General features: G+C 72.6%; 1 protein-coding gene (running past one end of the window). It reads right to left on the bottom strand.

All coding sequences use genetic code 11. The features are described from left to right. Window positions 1-24,812 carry the 5' portion of a non-ribosomal peptide synthase/polyketide synthase gene (locus ACFWPA_RS06965; protein ID WP_378569902.1) on the bottom strand. It extends 2,848 nt beyond the left edge of the window, so the window shows 24,812 of its 27,660 coding nt (coding positions 1-24,812); it begins with the start codon at window positions 24,810-24,812; its stop codon lies beyond the left edge, outside the window.

Raw genomic sequence — 24,812 nt, 5'->3', positions numbered from 1 at the left:
AACTGTGTGAGGTTGGAGGTGTAGTCCACTCCGCTGACGGTGAGGCCGGGAAGCTCCAGGCTCGCCGCTTCCTGGTTCTGGAAGGAGAACCCGATCTGGAACAGCGGGTGCCGGGCGGTCGACCGCACCGGATTGACGACCTCCACCAGTCGCTCGAACGGCACGTCCGCGTTGCCCATCGCCGCCAGGTCCGCCTCCCGGACCCGAGCGAGAACTTCGTCGAACGCCCACCCCGGACGGATCGCGGACCGAAACACCAAGGTGTTCACGAACATGCCGACCATCCCGTCGAGGGCGTGCCCGCCGCGCCCCGCGATCGGGGTGCCCACCGCAATGTCGTCGGTGCCGGACATTCGCGCAAGGAAGGTCGCGAACGCGGCGTGCACCACCATGAACAGTGAGGCACTCGCGCTGGCGGCCAGGTCGGCCAGCAGCCGGTGGGTGTCGGCGTCGATGTCGAAGCCGACCTTCCCACCAGCGGTCGACGCGACCGCGGGCCGCGGCCGATCCGAGGGTAGTTCGAGCAGGTCGGGCTGTCCGGCCAGTGCCTGGCGCCAGAAGGAGATCTGCCGGGACACCGCCGAGTCGGGGTCGTCCTCGGACCCGAGCACCTCCCGCTGCCACAGCGCGAAGTCGGCGTACTGCACGGGCAGCGGCTCCCACCCGGGAGCGGCTCCACGCCGTCGTGACTCGTAGGCGACGACGACGTCACGGGCGAGCGGTCCGACGGAGAAGCCGTCGCCGCTGATGTGGTGGATCGCCAGCACCAGCACGAAGGCGTCCGGCGCGGTGCGGAGCAGCCGGCCGCGGACCGGTACCGCGGTGGTCACGTCGAAGCCCCGACCGAGCACGTCGAACATCCGCGCGGTCAGCTCGGCCTCGGTCACCTCCACCGGTGTGAGGTCGAGACCGACCTCGGTCGCGGGCACGATCACCTGGACGGGGCCGTCCCCGTCCTCCGGGTACACCGTCCGCAGCGACTCGTGCCGGTCGAGTACGTCGTCGACCGCGGCCCGCAGCGCCGCGACATCGAGGTCGCCGTCGAGCCGGATGGCGACCGGGATGTTGTAGGCGGCCGACTCCGGGTCGAAGCGGTTGAGGAACCACATCCGGGACTGCGCGAGCGAGAGCGGGATCCGCGCCGGACGCGGGCGCGCGACGAGCGCGGGGAGCGCCGATCCGGTCGAGTTCTCGACGCGCAGCGCGAGCGCGGCGACGGTGGCCGCCTCGAACACGTCCCGAACCCCGATTCCCGCACCGACCGCCTCGTTGACCCGGGCGACGAGACGCGTTGCGGTCAGCGAGTTGCCGCCGACGGCGAAGAAGTCGTCGTCGGCGCCGACCCGCTCCAGCCCGAGCAGTTCGGCGTAGACGGCCGCGACGAGCAGCTCGGTGGCGCCGACCGGTTCGCGGTAGTCCGCCGCGCCGGACCCGAACTCCGGTGCGGGCAGTGCCCGGCGGTCCATCTTCCCGGCGGGTGTGGTCGGGATCGTGTCCAGCACCACGACCGCCGACGGCACCAGTGCCCGCGGCAGGTGCCGCGCCGCCTCGGCCAGCACGGCGGCGGCCTCGGCCACCGCGTCGACGACCGGGACCACGTACCCGACCAGCTGGTCACCGAGCGTGGGGTGCCGGTGCACGGTGGCCGCGGCGACCGCGACCGCCGGGTGCCGGGTCAGCGCGGCCTCGACCTCACCGAGTTCGACCCGCAGCCCGCGCACCTTCACCTGCGCGTCGGCCCGGCCGACGTAGTCCAGCAGGCCGTCCGCTCCGAGCCGCACCAGGTCGCCGGTGCGGTACATGCGGGAACCGTTGTCGCGGTAGGGGTTCGCGACGAACCGTTCCGCGGTCAGCGCGCCGCGTCGGTGATATCCCCTGGCCAGCGCCGCGCCCGACAGGTACAGCTCACCCGTCACCCCGACCGGCACCGGCCGCAGCCGGGTGTCGAGGACCATCACCTCGGCGCCCTGGATCGGCGAGCCGATCGGGATACGCCGCGGCGAGCCGCTCGGAACGTTCTGCTTCGGACGGGTGGCCGGGTGCAGGTCGTCGCCGATCGTGATGACGATTGTCGTCTCGGTCGGCCCGTAGCTGTTGAAGAAGCGGCGACGCACCCCTGCTCCGTCGCCGACGAACTGTTCGACCAGCATCGGCGGGCACACGTCACCACCGACGATGACCGTCGCCAACTCGGGAAGCCGGTCCGCGTCGACGGTGCCGAGCGCGGCTGGCGCGGTGAGGATGTGGGTGACGCGTTCGCGTGCCAGCAGGTCCGTGAGTTCCGCGCCGCCTATCACGTCGGGCGGCGCGACCACCATCGCGGCGCCCGCGCTGAAGGCGTGGATCATCTCGAACATGGACGCGTCGAAGCTCGCCGACGACAACCGCAGCACCCGGGAGGCCGCGGTGGCGCCGAGCTCGGGGCGGGCCGTGGCGGTGAAGGCGGCCAGCCCGGTGTGGGTGACGACGACGCCCTTCGGCACGCCCGTCGATCCGGATGTGTAGATCACGTACGCCGCGTGGTCGGGACGCAACGCTGTCGTGCGCTCGGCGTCGGTCACCGGCTCTGCCGTGAACGGATCGGCGTGGCCGGGGGTCACCCAGTCGACTCCTGCGGGCAGTGCCGCCGTCCCGACCTCATCGGTGATACCCAGCCGCACACCGGAATCGGTGATCATGTGCGCGATTCGTTCGGCCGGGTAGGCGGGGTCGACGGGCACGTACGCGGCGCCGGTCTTGGCGACCGCCCACAGGGCGATGATCGACTCCACCGACCGCGGCAGGGCAACGGCGACCGCCTGTTCGGGCCCGGCTCCGCGGTCGATCAGCGCCCGCGCCAACCGATTCGACCGAGCGTCGAGGTCCGGGTACGACAGTTCGGCGTACGACGAGCCACCGCCGTCGTACACCACCGCGACGTCTCCGACACCGACACCGGCCGTCAGCAGGTCGGGCAGCAGCGCGGTGGCTGGCGCATCGGCTCCCGCGCGCACCGGCAGCGTCACCCGCTCGTCGGCGTCGAGGATCTCGATGTCCCCGACCGCGGCGTGCGGCGTCGTTAACGCGGAGTCGAGGACCCGAACGAAGCGGGCCGCGAGGGTTTCGATGGTGACGCGGTCGAACAGGTCGGTCGCGTAGGTGATGGCGGCGGGGAGCGCACCGTCGGCGTCCGCGCTCTCCGACACCGTGACCGCCAGGTCGAACTTCGCTGTCACGACATCGGATTGGAGCGGGGTGAGGGTCAGGCCCGGCAGTTCGAACGGCGTCGATCCGAAGTGCTCGAACGAGAGCATCACCTGGAACAGCGGGGTGAACGCACTTGAGCGGACCGGTGCCAGGATCTCCACCAGCCGCTCGAACGGCAGGTCGGCGTTGGAGAAGGCCGCGAGGTCGGCGTCCCGCACCTCGGTCAGCACGTCCCGGAACGAGCGGCCCGGAGCGATGTCGGTCCGCAGCACGAGGGTGCCGACGAACATGCCAACGAGGTCGTCGAGGGCCCGCTCGCCGCGGCCCGCGATGGGGGTGCCGACCGCAATGTCGGTGCCGCCCGTCATTCGGCTCAGCAGCACCGCGAGGGCGGCGTGCACGACCATGAAGACCGTCACCCCGCGCTCGGCGGCGTGGTCCCGCAGCCGGGTCGCGAGGTCGGCACCGATGGTGAAGTGGACGCGGTCGCCGTGCCCGGTCCGGGTGTCCGGGCGCGGGCGGTCCGTCGGCAGGTCGATTACCTCGGGCAGCCCGGCCAGCACCCGTCGCCAGTGGGCGATCTGCCGGGACACCGTCGAGTCGGGGTCGTCCTCGGACCCGAGCACGTCCCGCTGCCACAGCGTGAAGTCGGCGTACTGCACGGGCAGCGGCGCAACGGCCGGGGCCGTGCCGTTCCGGCGGGCCTCGTAGGCGACGACGACGTCCCTGGCGAGCGGGCCTGCCGAGAATCCGTCGGTGGCGATGTGGTGCACCGACAGCAGCAGCACGTGGTCGTCGGCGGCGACGCGGAGCAGGCGCCCGCGGATCGGGACGTTGGCCGCGACGTCGAAGCCCGCGCCGAGGACGGCGACCACCGCCGCGGCCACGTCGGACTCCGCGACGTCCACCGGGTCGAGGTCGAGGCGCACCCGGTCGGCGGGCAACACCACCTGGTGCGGGCCGTCCGCGGCGTCGGGGAACACCGTGCGCAGCGACTCGTGCCGGGCCAGCACGTCGCGCACCGCCGCCTGGAGCGCGCCGGTGTCCAGCCCACCGGTCAGCCGGACCGCGAACGGGATGTTGTACGCGGCGGAGGTGGTGTCGAATCGGTTGAGGAACCACATTCGGGATTGCGCTGCCGACAACGGGATCCGGTCCGGGCGTGGCCCGGCGACGAGCGCGGGCCGGGACGGGGCGGCCGCCGCGGCCGCGGCGCGGGTGGCGAGGCCCGCGACGGTGGGTGCCTCGAACAGGTCGCGGACGCCGAGGGTGATGCCGAGGTCGGCGTTGATCCGGGCGACGACGCGGGTGGCGGACAGCGAGTTGCCGCCGATCGCGAAGAAGTCGTCGTCGGCGCCGACCCGGTCGGCGCCGAGCACCTCGGTGTAGGCGGCGGCCACCGCATGCTCGGACCCGGTGGACGGTTCTCGGTATTCGGCCGCACCGGAGCCGAACTCGGGTGCGGGCAGCGAACGCCGGTCGACCTTTCCTGCCGGTGTCATCGGGATCGACTCGAGCACGATCACCGCCGCGGGCACGAGTGCCCGGGGCAGGTGTCGTGCCGTGTCCGCCAGCACCTCCGCGACATCGACGTCTGCGCCGTCGACCGGGACCACGTATCCGACCAGTTGGTCACCGCGCGCGCCGTCCCGGTGCACGGTCGCCGCGGCGACCGCCACCCGCTCGTGCCGGGCAAGGGCGGCCTCGATCTCGCCGAGTTCGACCCGCAGTCCGCGCACCTTCACCTGCGCGTCGGCCCGTCCGATGTAGTCCAGCAGGCCGTCCCCGCCGAGCCGCACCAGGTCACCGGTGCGGTACATGCGGGAACCGTTGTCGCGGTGGGGGTTCGCAACGAACCGGTCGGCCGTCAGCGCGCTGCGGCGATGGTAGCCGCGAGCCAGCGCCGGACCCGACAGGTACAGCTCACCGACGACCCCCACCGGAACCGGGTGCAGTCGGGTGTCGAGGACCATCACCTCGACGCCCTGGATCGGCGGACCGATCGTGATCCGGTCACCCACCGCGAGCGGCTGGGTCAGCGTGACGATGATCGTGGTCTCGGTCGGCCCGTACCCGTTGAGGAACCGACGACCCGGAGCGAACTGTTCCACCAGCGCCGGCGGGCACACGTCGCCGCCGACGCCGACCATCTCCAGGTCAGGAAGCCGGGCCGGGTCGACCGTGCTCAGGGCCGCGGGGGCGGTCAGCACGTGCGTGACCCGCTCCCGTGCCATCAGCTCGGTCAGTTCCTCGCCGCCGAGCACGGACGGCGGCGCGACCACCATGGTGGCGCCCGCATTGAACGCCTGCAGCATCTCGCTGAGTGATGCATCGAAGCTCGCCGACGACAACCGCAGCACCCGGGACGAGGCCGTCACCGCGATCTCCGGGCGAGCCTGCGCGGTGAACGAGGACAGGCCGGTGTGGGTGACCACGACACCCTTCGGCATGCCGGTCGAGCCGGACGTGTAGATCATGTAGGCCGCATGCTCGGGCAGCACCGGACCGCGGCGGTCCGCATCGGTCACCGCCGCGGCGGAGACGCCGTCGACGCGGGCCGCATCGAGGGTCAGCCACTGCACCCCGGCGGGCATCGCGGCGCGTCCGGCGGCGTCGGTGAGGCCGAGCGTCACCCCCGAATCGGCGATCATGTGCGCGATCCGGTCCTCCGGGTAGGCCGGGTCGACGGGCACGTACACCGCACCCGACTTCGCCACCGCCCACAGCGCCACGATCGACTCCATCGACCGCGGCAGCGCGACCGCCACCGGACGTTCCGGGCCTGCGCCGTGACCGATCAGCACCCGCGCCAACCGGTTCGACCACGCATCCAGTTCCGGGTAGGACAGCTCGGAGAACGACGCACCCCCGCCGTCGAACACCACCGCGACGTCCCCGGCCGCGATGCCTGCGGTGAGCAGGTCCGGCAGCAGCATCGTCGGCAGGGCAGGAGCGGGCAGCGACACCGCGGCACGCTCGTCGGCGCCGAGCATCTCGAGGTCGCCGACGGCGAGGCCCGGATCCGCGGCGACGGCCCGCAGCAGCCGCGCGAAGCGGTCGGCGAAGGCGCGGATCGTGTCCTCGTCGAACAGTGCCGTCGAGTAGGTGAACACGGCACCGAGCCCGAGCGGGGCGCCGGACTCGTCGGTGCGGTCCCGGATCGTCAGCTGGAGGTCGACGGGCGACAGCGCGATGCCCGGGTCGACCGGCTCGATCCGCAGGCCGGGCAGCTCAAGGCTGCCGGGACGATGGTTCTGCAGCGCGAATCCGGCCTGGAACAGCGGATGCCGCGCGGTCGAGCGGATCGGGTCGAGCGCCTCGACGATCCTCTCGAACGGTACGTCCGCATTGGCGAACGCGGCTAGGTCCCGATCGCGAACCTCGGCGAGCAGGTCGGTGAACGAGCCGTCCGCGCGAACCTCGGTGCGCAGCACCAGGGTTCCGACGAACATGCCGATCACGTCGTCGAGGTCGGCGTGGCCGCGCCCCGCGACGGGGGTGCCGACGGACACGTCGTCGGTGGTCGCCGTTCGGGAGAGGAATACCGCGAACGCCGCGTGCAGGACCATGAAGAGGGTGGCCCGGTGCCGGGACGCGAGGTCGGTGAGGGCGCGGTGTTCCGATGCCCCGAGGTGGAACTCGACGGTGGCCGCGGCCTGCGTCATCGTCGCGGGTCGGGGCCGATCGGTGGGCAGTTCGAGCTGGTCGGGTTGCGCGGCGAGGGTGTCGCGCCAGTAGGCGATCTGCCGCGCCATGGTCGACTCGGGATCGTCCTCCGATCCGAGGGCGGCGCGCTGCCAGAGCGCGAAGTCGGCGTACTGCACGGGCAGCGGCTCCCAGCCGGGTTCCTGCCTCGAGGTGCGGGCCGTGTACGCGAGCATCAGGTCGCGGATCATCGGCCGGGTGGAGAACCCGTCGCCGCTGATGTGGTGCAGCGCGAGCGCAAGAACGTGCACCGGCTCCCGGTCGTCGGTGGGCGTGAGCCGGAAGACGGTGCCGCGCACCGGGATCTCCGCGGTGACGTCGAATCCTTCGGTGAGCACCCGAGCCAGGTCGGCGAGGAGCGTCTCCTCGGTGGTCGGCACCGGGTCGAGGACCAGTGCCACCCGCTCGACCGGGAGCACCACCTGGATCGGTCCGTCCTCGGTGTCCGGGTAGACGGTGCGCAGGGCCTCGTGTCGCGCGAGCACGTCCCGCACCGCGGCCTGCAGCGCGTCGACGTCGAGGGTGCCGGTCAGGCGCAGCGCGTACGGAATGTTCTGTGCGGCCGAGGTGACGTCGATCCGGTTGAGGAACCAGATCCGGGATTGGGCCAGAGACAGCGGAATCCGGTCGGGTCGCGGACCCGCCACCAGCGGCGGCCCGGCGGCGCGGTCCGACGCGTCGGCGCGGGCGGCCAGTGCCGCGACCCCGGGGGCCTCGAACACGTCCCGGATCCGGATGGTCGTGCCGAGCGCGGTGTTCACCCGGGCCACCAGCTGGGTGGCCACCAGCGAATTCCCGCCGAGCACGAAGAAGTCGTCGCTCGCGCCGACCCGATCCACGCCGAGCAGGTCGGCGACGATGCCTGCGACGGCGACCTCGGCGGGCGTCGACGGGGCCAGGTAGTCGGCGACCGCGAGCACCGGCTCGGGCAGCGCCCGGCGGTCCAGCTTGCCGGTGGGGCCGAGCGGCAGGGCGTCCAGCACGGTCAGCGAGGACGGCACCATGTACGACGCGAGGGACGCGGCGACGGCGGATCGCAGCCGCTCGGTGTCGATCGGGGTGTCGGGGGTCGGGACGAGGTAGCCGATGAGCCGCTCCCCGACCGCCGTCGAGGCGACGACCACGACGGCCTGACCGACCGACGGGTCGGCGAGCAGCGCGGCCTCGACCTCACCGAGCTCGATCCGCTGTCCGCGCAGCTTCACCTGGAAGTCGGTGCGCCCCACATACTCCAGTTCGCCGTCCCGGTTCCACCGCACCAGGTCGCCGGTGCGGTACATCCGTTCGCCCGCCTCATCGAACGGGTTCGCGACGAACCGGTCCGCGGTCAGGTCCGCCCGGCCCAGGTAGCCGCGGGCCAGCTGGATGCCCGTGAGGTACAGCTCACCCGCGACACCCACCGACACCGGCCGCAGCCGGGCATCGAGCACCCGGACACCGGTATTCCACAGCGGTGCACCGATCGGCACCACCGACGTGTCCGCGTCGTCGACGCGGTGGTACGTCACGTCGACCGCGGCCTCCGCCGGGCCGTACAGGTTGTGCAGCACCGCCCCCGGCAGCGCGCGACGCACCCGCGCCGCGACCTCGGCGGGCAGCGCCTCCCCGCCGGAGAAGATCCGCCGCAGGCCGGTGCAGTCGGCAAGGCCCGCGGTCGGCGCGGCGACGAAGAGCGCCAGCATCGACGGAACGAAGTGCACGGTGGTGACGTTCTCGGCGACGATGAGGTCGACGAGCCGGGCGGGGTCGCGGTGCGCGTCGGGTTCGGCGACCACGACGCGGGCGCCGGACAGCAGCGGCCAGAAGCATTCCCACACCGACACGTCGAATGTCACCGGCGTCTTCTGCAGGACGACGTCGGTGCCGTCGAGTCCGTATTCGCCCTGACGCCACAGCATCTGGTTCACGATCGCCCGATGCGTCACGACGACGCCCTTCGGCCTGCCGGTCGACCCGGACGTGTACACGACATAGGCCGGGTGGTCGGGATGCAGCGGCGCGAGACGATCCGCGTCGGTGACCGGGCCCGCCGGGACGGCGTCGAGGTCGAGGCCGTCGATCGGGAGGGCCGCGACCGCACCGGTCGGGACGTCCACCGGACCCGCGGTCAACACGCACAGCGGCGACACGTCCGCGACGACGAGCGCGTTGCGGTCGGCCGGCTGGTCGGGGTCGACGGCGACATAGGCCGCACCGGCCCGCACCACCGCGTGCACCGCGACGAGGAAGTCGACCGAGCGGCGGATCGCGACCGCGACGACCGTGTCCGGGCCAGCGCCCGCCGCGATCAGCAGCCGCGCCAGCCGGTTGACCCGCGCGTCGAAGTCTGCGTACGACAGGCACCCGTCGGCCGCGGTCACCGCGCGCGCGTCCGGCGTCCGATCCGCCTGCGCGGACACGAGATCCGACAGGGTCCGGTCCGGAACCGGCACCGTGGTCGCGTTCCACAGCTCGGTGGACGCGATCTCGTCGGGGGCACGCAGCTCGACCTCGCCGACCGCGCGGTGCGGGGCGTCGAGGCAGGCGGCGAGCACCCGGACGAACCGATCGGCGAGCGTCGCCACGCTCGCGCGGTCGAACAGGTCGGTGGCAAACACCATGGTGCCGGACAGCGCGCCCGCGGCGTCGGCGCGCTCGGACACCGTCACCGACAGGTCGAACTTCGCGGTGGCGACCTCCGTGTCGAGGGGGGTCAGCGTGAGGCCGGGCAGGTCGACCGGTGCCGCATCGAAGTTCTCGAACGAGAGCAGCACCTGGAACAGCGGCGTGTACGCGCTCGATCGGGTCGGGGCAAGCACCTCCACCAGCCGCTCGAACGGCAGGTCGGCGTTGGACAGCGCGGCAAGATCACCGTCCCGCACGCCGCCGAGCACCTCCTCGAAGGATGCGGCCGGGTCAATTCGGGTGCGGAGCACGAGGGTGTTGACGAACATGCCGACCAGATCGTCGAGGGCACGCTCACCACGGCCGGCGACCGGGGTGCCGACCGCGACGTCGGCGGCGCCGGACAGCCTGCTCAGCAGGACCGCGAGCGCCGCGTGCACAACCATGAACACCGTGGTGCCGTGGTCGGCCGCGTACCCGCGGAGGCGCTCCACGACGGCGGCCTCAATCGTGAAGCCGATCCGGTCACCGCGCCCCGACCGGACCGCCGGACGCGGCCGGTCCGTCGGGAGTTCGAGCAGGTCGGGAAGTCCGCCGAGGGTGGTGCGCCAGAACTCGATCTGCCGCGCCGCCACCGACCGCGGGTCGTCCTCCGACCCGAGGACGGTCCGCTGCCACAGCGCGAAGTCCGGGTACTGCACCGCAAGCGGTGCCCACCCCGGTGCGGCACCGTTGCGCCGCGCCCCGTAGGCGATGACGACGTCGCGGGCCAGCGGACCGACCGAGAAGCCGTCGGCCGCGATGTGGTGCACCCCGATCAGCAGCACGTGCTCCCGGTCACCGACCCTCAGCAGCCTGCCGCGCATCGGAATGCCCGCGGTGACGTCGAATCCGCTGCCGAGCACGGCAACCGCCTCCGCGGACACGTCGTCCGGGCGGACCGAGACGGCGGTCAGGTCGAGGTCGACCTCGTCGGCGGGCAGCACCACCTGGTGCGGCCCCTCGCCGGTGTCGGGGAACACGGTGCGCAGCGACTCGTGCCGCTGCAGCACGTCCCGCACCGCCGCCTGCAGGGCGGGGACGTCCAGTTCGCCGGTCAGCCGCAGCGCGAGCGGGATGGTGTAGGCGGCCGAGCCGGGGTCGAACCGGTTGAGGAACCACATCCGGGTCTGGGCCGGGGACAGCGGGATCCGCGCGGGCCGGGCGCCAGCGACCAGTGCGGGCCGGGCGGACGGGTTCCCGGCCGCGGTCGGTGCGGCGGCGACCAGTGCGGCGAGGGCGTGCACGGTCGGCGCGTCGAACAGCGCGCGCACCCCGATGGACGTGCCAGCGGCGGCGTTCAGTCGGGAGACGACCTGGGTCGCGGTCAGCGAGTTGCCGCCGACGGCGAAGAAGTCGTCGTCCGCTCCGACCCGTTCGGCGCCGAGCACCTCCGCGTAGACGGCGGCGACCAGCGCCTCCGTCCCGTCGGCGGGTTCACGGTAGGACGATGCCCCCGAGGCGAATTCGGGTTCGGGCAGGGAGCGTCGGTCGACCTTGCCCGCCGGCGTCGTCGGGATCGTCTCCAGCACGACCAGGGCAGACGGCACCAACGCCCGCGGCAGGCGCCCTGCCGCGGCCTCGAGCACCGCGGTCACGTCGACCGGGGCACCGTCGGCGGGGACGACGTAGCCGACCAGCTGATCGCCGAGGACGGGATGCCGGTGCACGGTCGCCGCCGCAACGGCGACCGCGGCATGCCGCGACAGCGCCGCCTCGATCTCGCCGAGTTCGACCCGCAGTCCGCGGATCTTCACCTGGGCGTCGGCGCGGCCGACGTACTCGAGCAGACCGAGCGCGTCCAGGCGCACCAGGTCACCGGTCCGATACATTCGGGAACCGTTGTCGCCGTACGGGTTCGCGACAAACCGGTCCGCGGTCAGCGCGGCCCGCCGATGGTAGCCGCGCGCCAGTCCGGGGCCCGACAGATACAGCTCACCAACGACACCGGCCGGAACGGGGTGCAGCCGGGTGTCGAGGACCGCCGCGGCGACCCCCTGCAGCGGGGCACCGATCGTGATCCGCTCCCCGACCGCCATCGCATCGGTCAGGGTGACGACGATCGTGGTCTCCGTCGGCCCGTACCCGTTGAGGAATCGACGTCCCGGCCCAAACTGTTCGAGCAGCGCGGGCGGGCACACGTCGCCGCCGACGGCAACCAATTCCAGGTCGGGAAGGTTCGTCGGATCGACCGTGCCAAGCGCGGCTGGCGCGGTCAGCACGTGCGTGACCCGCTCGCGGCGCAGCAGATCGGTCAGTTCGCCGCCGCCGATCACCTCCGGCGGCGCGACGACCATCGTTGCGCCAGCGCTGAACGCCTGGATCATCTCGAAGAGCGAGGCATCGAAACTCGAGGACGACAGCCGCAGCACCCGCGACCGCGCGGTGGTGGCCATCTCGGGGCGCGCCTGCGCGGTGAACACGCCGAGCCCGGCATGGGTGACCACGACGCCCTTCGGCACCCCCGTCGAACCCGACGTGTAGATCACGTACGCCGCGTGCTCGAGCAGCAACGGCATGGTCCGGTCGGCATCGGTCACGGCCCCGGACGGGAACCCGTCGGCGGCCCCCAATGTCAGCCACTCGACCCCGCCGGGCAGCGCGGCGGCACCGGCCGGGTCGGTGAGCCCGAGCAGCACACCGGAATCGGCGAGCATGTGCGCGATGCGATCGGCCGGATAGCCGGGGTCGACGGGCACGTACGCGGCGCCGCTCTTCGCGACCGCCCACAGGGCGACGATCGAGTCCACCGACCGCGGCAGCGCCACCGCCACCGCGCGCTCCGGGCCGATGCCCCGCCCGATCAGCAGGCGCGCCAGTCGATTCGACCGCTCGTCGAGTTCCCGGTACGACAGCTCGACGCCCGCGCACGCGACGGCGACACCGCCGACATCGACGCCCGCGGTCAGCAGCTCCGGCAGCAGCGCGGCGGGCACCGCCGCCGACGCGGCGACCGGCAGTCCGGCCCGCTCGTCAGCGGACAAGATCTGCACGTCGCCCACCGGCACCGCGGGGTCCGTCGCCACCGCGTCGAGCAGCCGCACGAATCGCTCGGCGAATCCCAGCACCGACGCCCGGTCGAACAGGTCCGTCGCGTACGTCCACGCCACCGAGGCGCCGCCGGGACGCGCCAGCAGGGTCACCTGCAGGTCGGCCTTCGCGGGCACGATGCCGAGATCGACCGTGTCGATGCGCAGGCCGGGCAGTTCGAGGCTGCTCACGTCCTGGTCCTCGATGGACAGGCCGACCTGGAAGATCGGCGAGTGGGACTGCGACCGCACCGGCCGGAGCACGTCGATGAGTTTCTCGAACGGCAGGTCCGCGTTGTCGAAGGCGGCGAGATCCACCTCACGGACCGCGGCAAGGTGGTCGGTGAAGCTCGCGGCGGGGTCGATGTCGGTCCGCAGCGCGAGGGTGCCGACGAACATGCCTGCGAGATCGGCGAGGTCGCGTTCCGTGCGACCCGCGATCGGTGTACCCACCACGATGTCGGTGCTCGCGCTCAGCCGGGCGAGCAGCACCGCGAGCGCCGCGTGCAGCACCATGAACCGGGTTGCGTCGTGCCTGCGCGCCAGCACGTCGAGGCGCCCGAGCAACGCCGGGTCGAGGTCGAGGTCGACGACATCGCCGCGCATCGAGGCGACCGCGGGCCGCGGCCGGTCCACCGGCAGTTCCAGCAGTTCGGGTGCACCACGCAGCTGTTCGCGCCAATAGGCGATCTGCCGGGCGGCCCGGCTGCCCGGGTCGTCGTCGGCTCCGAGCAGTGTGTGCTGCCAGAGGCTGAAGTCGGCATACTGCAGCGGCAGCGGCGCCCAGCCCGGTGCGTGTCCGTCGGTGCGGGCGGTGTACGCCAGCATCAGGTCCCTGGCCAGTGGCGCGACCGACGCACCGTCGGCGCTGATGTGGTGGATGACCAGCACAAGAACGTGCTCCCCCGCGCAGCGGAACAGGCTGCCCCGCAAGGGGACCGAGGTGGTGACGTCGAACCCTTGGGACAGTTCGGCGAGGATCGCCGATCGCAGGGCCGCGCCATCGGCCACCTCGACCGGGTCCCGCAGCACCGTCGCCTCGGCTGCGGGCAGAATCCACTGCGTCGGCCCGGCCGCGGAGTCCGGGTACACCGTCCGCAGCACCTCGTGCCGGTCGACGAGGTCCCCCACCGCGGACCGCAGGGCGGGGACGTCGAGGTCACCGGACAGGCGCAGCACCAGCGGAATGTTGTAGGCCACCGACGCCGGGTCGTAGCGGTTGAGAATCCACATCCGGGACTGCGCGGGCGACAGCGGAATCCGGTACGGCCGGGTGCCCCGCGTCAGCGCGGGCCGGTCCGAGACGCCCGCCGAGTCGACCGCGACGGCCAGCGCGGCAACGGTCGCGGCGTCGAACACCGACCGCACCGCCAGCGCGGTGCCGAAGGCCGCGTTGACGTGTGCGACCACCCTGGTGGCGCTGAGCGAGTTGCCGCCGAGGTCGAAGAAGTCGTCCTCGGCGCCGACCCGCGTCGTTCCGAGCACCTCCACGTAGATGTCCGCGATCAGCGATTCCGTCACCGTCCGCGGCGCCACGTACGGGCGCGCCGCGAACACCGGTTCCGGCAGGGCCCGCCGATCCACCTTGCCCGCCGGGGTGCGGGGCATCTTCTCGAGGACGGTGATCGAGGCGGGAACCATGTACCCGGGCAGCGCCGCGGCCAGGTGTGCGGTCAGGTCGGCCGGCGCGACCGCCCGGCCCGCGGCGGGGACGACGTACGAGGCGAGTGACACCGCCCCTCCGGATCCGGTGTGCCCCACGGTGACCGCGAACTCGACGTCGGCGTGGCCGGCGAGCGCGGCATCGATCTCGCCGAGCTCGATCCGGTGTCCCCGGATCTTCACCTGGAAGTCGCTGCGGCCGAGGTACTCGAGCTCGCCGGTGGCCCGGTCGCGGCGGGCCAGGTCGCCGGTGCGGTACATCCGGTCCCCGGGGCCGCCGTACGGGTTCGCCACGAACCGGTCCGCGGTCAGGCCGGCCCGGTCCCGGTACCCGCGGGCGAGTCCGGGGCCCGCGACGTAGAGTTCACCGGTGGCACCGGCGGGCACCGGGCGCAGTCGCCCGTCGAGCACCAGCACCCCGGTGTCCCGGATCGGGGTGCCGATCCGCACCGGTGCACCGGCGGTCATCGGTCCGGCGAGGGTCGCCATGATCGTCGACTCGGTCGGCCCGTATGCGTTGAACATCCGGTGCCCTGGCGCCCAGGCCGCGACCAGGGCCGCGTCGCAGGCGTCGCCGCCGACCACCACGACCTCGAGGTCGGGAAGGGCGGCGGGATCGAGCGTGGCCAGCGCGGCCGGGGTCACGAACGCATGGCTCACCCCGGCGCGGCGCATCCGCTCGGCGAGGTCCTCACCCCCGTACACCCCGACCGGCACCACGACGAGGCTGGCGCCCGCGGTGAAGGCCATCAGCAACTCGAGGATCGACGCGTCGAAGCTCGGTGACGCGAAATGCATGGTCCGGCAGCGGGAGTCGATGCCGTAGCGCTCGCTCTGCTCGGCGGCGAAGGCGGCGAGGCCTGCGTGGGTGACCACGACGCCCTTCGGGACGCCGGTCGATCCGGAGGTGTAGATCAGGTACGCGGGGTGCTCCAGGCGCAGCGCCGACCGGCGGTCCGCGTCGGTCACCGGCGCCGCGGACAGGTCCGACGTCGCCGCCACGGTGTCGTCGACACGGACCCAGTCCACCTCGCCCGAGCCGGGCAGGGTGGCCGAGGACGCGAGATCCGTCACGCCGAGCACCGCACCGGAATCGGCGAGCATGTGCGCGATCCGGTCCGTCGGATAGGTCGGGTCCACCGGCACGAATGCCGCACCCGACTTCGCAACCGCCCATACCGCGACGATCGATTCCACCGACCGGGGCAGCGCCACCGCCACCGCCAGCTCCGGGCCTGCGCCCCTGCCGATCAGCAACCGCGCCAACCGGTTCGACCGTGCGTCGAGCTCCGCATACGACAGTTCACCGTCGTCGCTGACGATCGCGGTGCCCCCGCGGGCGAGTCCCGTCCCGGTCGCAAGCAGCTCCGGAAGCGTTGCCTGCGGAACCTGGGGTTCGGCCTCGGCGGTCACGGCCGCGCGCTCGCCAGCATCGAGGATGTCCACGTCGCCGACCGGGACGGCCGCGTCCGTGACCACCGACTCGAGGACCCGCACGTACCGCTCGGCGAACGCCTCCACCGATGCCCGGTCGAACAGGTCCGTCGCGTAGGTCCACGCCACCTCGGCGCCACCGGACCCGGTGGGGGTCACCGCCACCTGCAGGTCGAACTTGGCGATCGCGGCGTCGACCCGCTCGGGCGACACGATCAGGCCGGGCAGGTCGACGCGCGGCGGCGGCGCATCCTCGACCGAGAGCATCACCTGGAACAGCGGATGGTATGCCGACGACCGGGTCGGGGTGAGGACCTCGACCAGCCGCTCGAACGGCAGGTCCGCATGGGCGTAGGCGTCGAGATCCGTTGCGCGCACCCGCTCGAGCAGGTCGAGGAAGGACGCGTCCTGGTCGATCCGGGTGCGCAGCACCAGGGTGCCGACAAACATGCCGACGACGTCGTCGAGTGCCGCGTCGCCACGGCCCCCGACCGGGGTACCGATCGCGACGTCGGCGGTCGCCCCCAGCCGGGCCAGCAGGACGGCCAACGCCGCGTGCAGCACCATGAACGGCGTCGACCGGGTCCGGCGGGCCAGGTCGTGGACGGCACCGAACAGCGCGGAGTCGATCGTCGTCTCGACCGCCGCGCCCCGGTGGGTGGGCTGCGTCGGATGGGGGCGGTCGGTGGGCAGGTCGAGACGCTCCGGGAGCCCCGCCAGCGCCGCGGTCCAGTAGCCGAGCTGGCGGGACGCGACCGAGTCGGCGTCCCGGTCCGATCCGAGGGCGTCGAGCTTCCACAGCGCGTAGTCCGCGTACTGCACCGGTAGCGGGGTCCAGTCCGGCGCCGACCCGCGCATCCGGGAGGTGTACGCCACCATCAGGTCCCGTGCCAGCGGCCGCATGGACCAGCCGTCGGCGCTGATGTGGTGCACCACCATGACCAGGACGTGCTCGGTTGTGGTGAGCCGAAGCAGCGCGGCCCGCAGCGGCACCTCGGTGGTGACGTCAAAGCCGTCGGCGACGAGGCGGATGACCGCGGCGGGCAGGTCGGCCGGATCGACGTCGACCGGCGCCAGGTCCGGTGTCGCGTATCCGACCGGGAGGACGAGCTGTTCCGGCCCGGCCGTCGAGTCCGGGAACACCGTCCGCAGCACCTCGTGCCGCTCGAGGACGTCGAGCATCGCGGCGTGCAGCGAGTCGAGGTCGAGGTCCCCCGACAGGCGCAGGGCCGCCGCGATGTTGTATGCGCCGGACGCGGTGTCGAGCTGGTTGAGCAGCCACATCCGGGACTGCGCTGGCGAGAGCGGCAGCCGGTCGGGGCGCGGGCCTGCGACCGGCGGCAGCGGTGCCAGGGCACCGGGATTCGCCGCCTCGGCCGCGGCGGCGAGCGCGCGCACGGTCGGAGCCTCGAACAGCTCGCGCACCCCGATCGCGGCACCGAGCTCGGCGTTGATCCGGGCCACCGCGCGGGTCGCGGTCAACGAGTTCCCGCCGAGGTCGAAGTAGCTGTCGGTGGCACCGACGTCCGGCACGTCGAGCAGTTCGGCGAACACCCGGGCAATCGCGAGTTCGGCCGCGGTGGCGGGGGCATGGAACTCGGTTGCCGCGCGTTCGGGTTCGGGCAACGCCCGCCGGTCCAGCTTGCCGTTGGCGCTGAGCGGCATCGACTCGAGAATGACGAACGCCGAGGGCACCATGTAGGACGGCAGTTCGGCGGCCGCATGCGCGCCGAGCGCCGCCACGTCGAGCGGTCCCGCGTCCGGTGCCGCCGCTGCGGCGGCGGTCACGTAGCCGACCAGCCGTTCGGATGCGCCCGAGCCGCGGACCGTTGCCGCCGCCTGCGCGACCGCGGGGTGTCGCTGCAACGCGGCTTCGATCTCGCCGAGCTCGATCCGCAGGCCGCGGAGCTTGACCTGGAAGTCGGTGCGCCCCAGGTATTCCAGCTCCAGGTTCTCGCTCCACCGCACCAGGTCACCGGTCCGGTACAGCCGCCGCCCGTGATCGAACGGGTCCGCGACGAACCGGTCCGCCGTCAGGTCCGGGCGGCCGATGTAGCCGCGCGCCAGCTGCACACCGGCGAGGTACAGCTCGCCGGGCACGCCCGCCGGGACCGGTCGAAGTCGGGCGTCGAGCACATACACCCGGGTGTTCCACACCGGTGCACCGATCGGCACCGGGCCCGTGCCCGTGGGATCGGTCGGGTGGTAGGTGACGTCGACGGCGGCCTCGGTGGGGCCGTACAGGTTGTGCAGGTCCGCGCGCAGTCGCTCGTGCCAGCGGGAGACGGTGGTGCGCGGCAACGCCTCACCGCTCGCGAACACCCGGCGCAGCGAGGTGCAGGCGGTGGGGTCGGCGTGGTCGAGGAAGACGTCGAGCATCGACGGCACGAAGTGTGCGGTCGTGACCGAGTGGTCCCGGATCAGTGCGGACAGGTAGTGCGGGTCCCGGTGACCGTCCGCAGCAGCCACCACCAACCGCGCGCCGGCAATGAAGGGCCAGAACAGTTCCCACACCGACACGTCGAAGGTCGCCGGCGTCTTCTGCAGCACCACGTCGCTGCCGTCGATCGGGTAGGTGTCCTGCATCCACAGCAGCCGGTTGACGATGGCGTCGTGGGTGACGGCGACGCCCTTCGGGCGGCCCGTGGACCCGGAGGTGAAGATCGCGTAGGCCGGGTTGCTCCGGCGCAGCGGCGTTCGCCGCCCGGTGACGGGTGCGTCGTCGGTTCCGGTGAGGTCGAGGTCATCGAGGACCACCGCATCGACACCCACCGGAATCGCGGCGGCATCCGCGGCGCCGGTCAGTACCAGGACCGGTGCCGCGGTGTCGAGGACATGCCGGTTCCGTTCCGCCGGATGGTCGGGGTCGAGCGGCACATAGGCGCCGCCCGCCCGGACCACCGCGTGCAGCGCGACGACCTGGTCGATGGAGCGGCGCATCGCGACGCACACCAGCGACTCCGGACCCACGCCGCGCGAGGCGAGGTGGCGGGCCAGCCGATGCACCCGCGCGTCGAACTCCGCATAGGTCAAGGAGATTCCCTCGGCGGTGATCGCGACCGCGGACGGTGTCGCCGCGGCCTGCCGGACGAGCAGGTCCACCAGGGTGACGGCCTCGACGTCGTTGGCGGTCGCGTTCGGCCGGACCAGCGTCGCCGCCCGCTCGGCGTCCGACAGCAGGTCCAGTCGTGCGACCGGGGCGTCCGGGTCGGCGGCCAGCGCGGTAAGGGCCCGGGTCAGTCGCTCGGCCAGTCGATGCACCTCGTCGGCGGAGAACATCTCCGGGGAGTACTCCAGCGTGAGACGCAGTTCCGGCTCGAGCAGGGTGACCAACGCGATCGGATAGTGGGTTGCGTCGGCGACGTCGATCCCGGTGACCCGCAGCCCCGCGATGTCGGTGTTCTCGTCGAGCCCGGCCCGGTCGATCGGGTAGGACTCGAACACGGTGAGGGTGTCGAAGACGGCGCCCGCCCCGACCGCGGCCTGCACCTCGGCCAGCGAGAGGTGGTGCCGGTCGAGCAGCCGCACCTGCTCGTTCTGCACCCGGGTGAGCAGGTCGCTCACCGATTCGACCGGATCGATCCGCACCCGCACCGGGACGGTGTTGATGAACAGGCCGAGCATCTCCTCGACCCCGGCGAGGTCGGCGGGGCGGCCGGACACGGTTGCGCCGAACACCACGTCGTCGCGGGAGGTCGTCCGGGACAGCAGGATTCCCCACGCCACCTGGATCACCGTGTTCACGGTGACACCGCGCTCGCGGGCCAGGTCCGCGAGCGCGGCGGTCAGCTCCGCGGTGATCGGCGCGTCGATGTCCGCGGGCACGGACGCGACCTGCCTGCCTGCCTGGTCCGGTGCGAGCAGGGTCGGCTCCCCCACCCCGTCCAGCGCCCGCACCCACTCGTCGACCGCACCGGCCCGATCCTGTATGTCCAGCCAGGCAAGGTAGCCGCGGTAGGCCTTGGCGGGCACCGTGATCGGCGCATCCGTCGCATACAGCAGCAGCAGATCCTTGACGAACAGCGGCATCGACCACCCGTCGAGGAGAATGTGGTGATTGGTCGCCACCAGGGCTGCGGTGCCGTCGGGCAGCCGGACCAGCAGCCACCGCAGCAGCGCGGGTACCGCCATGTCGAAGCGCCGATCGCGCTCGGCGTCGACGATCCCGGCGAGGTCCGTCTCCGCGGCGTCGAGCTCCCGCCAGTCCACCGTCACCCGATCCTGGATCAGCTGGGCGGGGATGCCGTCACCGTCGTACACGAACGCGGCACGGAGGTTGTCGTGCCGGTCCAGCAGTCGCTGCGCGGCACGGCGCAGGCGGGCGGCGTCGACGGTGCCGCCGAGCCGCAGCACGATCTGTGAGGTGTACACGTCAACGGCGTCGGCCGTCAGGCCAGCGTGCAGCAGCAGACCGGACTGCAAGGGCGACAGCGGCCAGATGTCCGTCATCGACGGGTACTCGTTCTCCCACAGGTCGATTCGATCCTGGGTCACGGACACCAGCGGGACGTCGGACGGGGTGAGTCCGCCCGCGGTGCCGCGCCGCACGTGGGTGACCATCGCCAGCAGCGCGGTCCGCCACAGCTCGGCCAGCTCGGCGACCTCCGCCTCGGTCAGCACGCCGGACGGGAAGTCGACGGTCGCCGACAGGCGCTCCCCCGCATCGGGGTCCGCGGTGACGATCGCGTTGATGTCGAGGGCAACCCGGGTCGGCATGCCCGACCCGCTGCCCCCATTGAGGTCGGCGCGTTCCGGCTCCGGGATCCAGCCGAGTTCCCGGAGCGCATCGGGGATGTCCGCGGCAGCGACGCGGCCGAGATAGTTGAATGCGATCTGCGGTTCGGCGTACCCGGCGAGCACCGGGCGGGTGTCGGCGCGCAGATGTCGCAGCACCCCGAATCCGGTGCCGTGGCCTGGAACCGCGCGCAGCTGCTCCTTGACCCGCTTCAGCGCGCGGCCGGTGGCGGGTCCACCCGCCAGCGCGTCGTCCAGGTCGATCCCGGTGACATCGAGCCGGGCCGGGTGCGCGGTGGTGAACCAGCCGACGGTCCGCGACAGGTCCGCGCCGGTGATCAGGTCCTCGTCACGGCCGTGTCCCTCCAGGGTGAGCAGCACCGACGGTTCCCCGGTGCCGCGGCGCGCGCGCCACTGCACGACGGCGAGGGTCAGTGCGGTCAGCAGCCCGTCACCGACACCCCCGCGGTAGGCGGCGGGCACCGTGGTCAGCAGGGCCTCGGTCGCGTCGGCGGACAGCGTGAGGTGCACGCGCCCGGCGGTCGCACCGGTGTCGAGCGTCGGGTCGAGCGGGCGGGCGCCGATCCGCGGGTCCGGTCCGTCCAGAATGGCCTGCCAGGCCGCCAGTTCGCCGACGATCACCTCACCGGCGGCCATCTCGGTGAGGCCGTGCGCCCACCGCCGGGCCGACGTGCCGACGGGGTCGAGCGCCGGCTGTTCACCGGAGACGATCTGCCCCCACGCGGCGGCGAGGTCCGGCACCAGGATCCGCCACGAGACGCCGTCGATGACCAGGTGGTTGGCGACAACGAGGAGCCTGCCTGCCGTCGACGCATCGGCCGGGTCGAGCCAGACCACCTGCACCATCACCCCGGCCGCGGCGTCGAGACGCCCTGCGGCGGACGCGCACCGGGCGGACAGCTCCGCATCGAAGGCGTCGGTCCCCGGCGCCGAGTCCGTCACCACCCGCTCGATCAGGTCCGCGGCGGCGACCGTTCCCGCGGGCCGCACCACCAGCGCGGGGACGGCGTCGCGGACCAGAACGGATCGGAGCGCGTCGTGGTGATCGAGCACCGATGCCAGGGTCGCCGTGAGGGTTTCGACATCGAGACCTGCGGGGGCGGTGAGCGTCAACGCCTGATAGAAGCGATCGATGTCGCCGCCGCGCTCAAGCGTCTCGGCGGCGATCGGGACCAGCGGCATCGATCCGACTCCGCCGCCCGGCAGTTCGGGCAGCCGCTGCGGGTCGGCGTCGACCGCCAGCGCCACCTCGGCGAGCGCGGCAACCGTCTTGCGCTCGAACACGTCCCGCGGGGTGAACCGAAGACCGGCCGCCTTCGCCCGGGACACCAACTGGATCGCGATGATGCTGTCGCCGCCGAGGGCGAAGAACGAGTCGTCGACGCCGATCCGGTCGAGCCCGAGCACCTCGGCGACCGCGCGCGCGATGGTGGCCTCCGCCGGGGTGGACGGCGCCCGGAACGCGGTGGTGCGCACGCCGGGATCGGGCAGGGCGGCCCGATCCACCTTGCCCGCCGCGGTCAGGGGGATCTCGGTCAGTTCGACGACCGTCGAGGGCACCATGTGGGCGGGCAGGAACTGGCCAGCGAACGCCGTCAGCGCCTCCGCATCAAACGAGTGACCGGCCGCGGTCCGCGCGTAGCTCACCAGGACCGCCGTGTCGCCGCGGCGGTGCGCGACCGTCACCGCGAAGTCGACCCCCGCGTGCGCGGCGAGCACCGCGTCGATCTCGCCGAGCTCGACCCGGAAGCCACGGATCTGGACCTGAAAGTCACTGCGCCCCACGTAGTCCAGGACCGCTGTCGGCTCGCCGTCCGGCCCGATGCGCCAGGTCCAGCGGACGGTGTCCCCGGTCCGGTACAGCCTGCCCCCGACCGCCCCGAACGGGTCGGCAACGAACCGGGATGCGGTGAGCGCGGATCGCCGATGGTAGCCCTGCGCAAGGCCGGGTCCGCCGAGATACAGCTCGCCGACCACGCCGGGTGGCACCGGGCGCAGCCAGCGGTCGAGGACCACCGCGGTGGCGCCGGGGATCGGGGCACCGATCGTGATGTCGCGCGGGTCGCGCAGCGGATCGGTGGTGGTGATGACGATCGTGGTCTCGGTTGGGCCGTAGCTGTTGACGAACCGGCACCGTTCGCCGAACCGGGCGACCAGGTCCGGCGGGCACACGTCACCACCGACGACGACCGCCTCCAACGCGTCCAGCCCCGCCGGATCGACGGTACCCAGCATCGCCGGCGCACAAATGACATGCGACACCCGTTCCGCGCGCATCAGTTCGGTGAGCTCGGCGCCGCCAAGCAGGTCGGCGGGGGCAATCACCAGTGCCGCGCCCGCGCTGAACGCCTGCACCATCTCGAACATCGAGGCGTCGAAGCTGGGGGACGAGAATCGCAGCATCCGCGAGCCCGCCGTTACCCCGAGTTCCGGGCGGGCCGCGGCCGCGAAGGACGCGAGCCCAGCGTGCGTGACGACGACCCCCTTCGGGGCGCCGGTCGATCCGGAGGTGTAGATCATGTACGCCGGATGGGCGGCAGTCAGTCGCGCCGGTCGATCGGCGTCGGTCACCGCCGCCGGCGACAGCGCCGCGCAGCCGCCCTCGACGGCAGCCGTGTCGAGGGCAAGCCACTCGAGGTCACCGGGCAGCCGATCGAGGTGCGACGTGGAGGTGATGCCAAGGGCCGCACCGGAGTCGGTGATCATGTGCGCGATCCGCTCGACCGGATAGCTGGCGTCGACCGGCAGGTAGACCGCACCGGACCTCGCGATCGCCCACAGCGCGACCACCGACTCCGCCGATCGGGGCAGGGCCATCACGACGACGCTGCCCGGCCCGGCGCCCCGCGACAGCAGCAGTCGCGCCAGCCGGTTCGAGCGGGCGTCGAGTTCCCGGTAGCTGATCGTGTCGGGGCCGCGCCGCAGCGCGATCGCGTCCGGGTCAACGGCGGCCCCGGCGGCGAACAGGTCCGGCAACAGCACCGGCTCCGGCGCAGCGCCGCCGACGAACGGCACCAGCGCGGCCCGCTCGGCCGCGTCGAGCACGTCGAGGTCGGCGACCCGGTCGGCGGGGTCCGCGGACAGGAAGCGGTCGAGCAGCCGCAGGAACCGGTCGTGGTGATCGCGCAGTTCGCGGTCGGTGTACCGGTTCGGGTTGGCCTCGAAGTCGATGCGGGTGCTGCGCCCAACCACGCTCGGGTAGATGTTGATTGACAGATCCTCGACCGGACCGGTCGAGAGCACGTTGAACCGTCCGGTCTCGGCGCCGAGGGTGATCTCGGAATGGAAGTTCATGATGTTGATCGCGGGACCGAAGAACCCGCGGTCCCCGCCGGCGCCGAGGCCCTCCGCGAGGTCGCGTCGGATGTCCTCGTGCCGGTACCGCTGGTGCCGCAGGGCACCCGTCATCTCCAGGCCGGCAGCCGAGATCAGGTCACCGACGGTGGTGTCGGGGGTGATCGACATCCGCAGCGGGACGACGTTGGACACCATGCCACCGGACCTGCGCAGCACGGCGGTGGTCCGGGCCGACACCGGCAGGCTCAGCACCACGTCGGTGGCGCCGGTCATGCGCGCGAGGTAGGCGGCCAGCGCGGCGACCGTGATCGCGGTGTCGGCGGACCCGTGCCGGGTCGCCGCCTCCTGGAGCGCCGTCAGGGTCGGGGCGGGCAGTGCCCCGCCCGCCAGTCGCGAGCGGGCGTCGACGGCCCCGGGGCGCGCGGACAGGCTCAGCGGCGACGGCAGGTCCGCCGACCGCGCGAGCCAGTACTCGCGGTCGGTGTGGAACCGGGTCGACTCGCGGTAGCGGTCCTCGGCGTCGGTGACCGCCGTCAGCGCCCCGGCCACCGAGGGCGCCGCGTCCCGGCCGAGGACCGCCGCGGTGTACAGCTCCGCCATCCGGGTCATGAACGTGACGGCACCGAACCCGTCGAGCGCGATGTGGTGGATCGCGAAGTACCAGTAGTAGTGCCGGTCCCCCACCTGCAGCACCGCGCCGCGGAGCAGCCGGTCGGTGAGCAGGTCCATCGGGGCGGAGTGGTCCTGCCGCATCCAGGAGACGGCCGCGGCATGCGGGTCGGCCTCGCCCCGCAGATCGCGGTATGGCAGCTCGTCGTCGAGCGTCTCGTCGACGACCTGGAACGGCTCCGCATCGACTTCGACGATCCGCAGCAGTGGGGTGCCGAACTCGCGGGCGACGATCCGGCCGACGTGTCGCATCACCTCGACGTCGAAGTCGCCCTCGATCTCGATGTACTGGGCGATCGTGACCGGGACGTCCGGGACGAGGTGCTGGGCGAACCACATGCCGCGCTGCGCGGCCGAGAGCGGGAACGGCTCAGCGGGGGCGCCGACGACCACCGGGAAGCGGGCAGCAGGGGACTCCGACGGATTCAGCAC

The sequence above is a fragment of the Rhodococcus sp. NPDC058505 genome (genome assembly GCF_042720095.1).
Classification (GTDB): domain Bacteria; phylum Actinomycetota; class Actinomycetes; order Mycobacteriales; family Mycobacteriaceae; genus Rhodococcus_G.
This window is presented reverse-complemented; position numbering and strand designations above follow the sequence as displayed.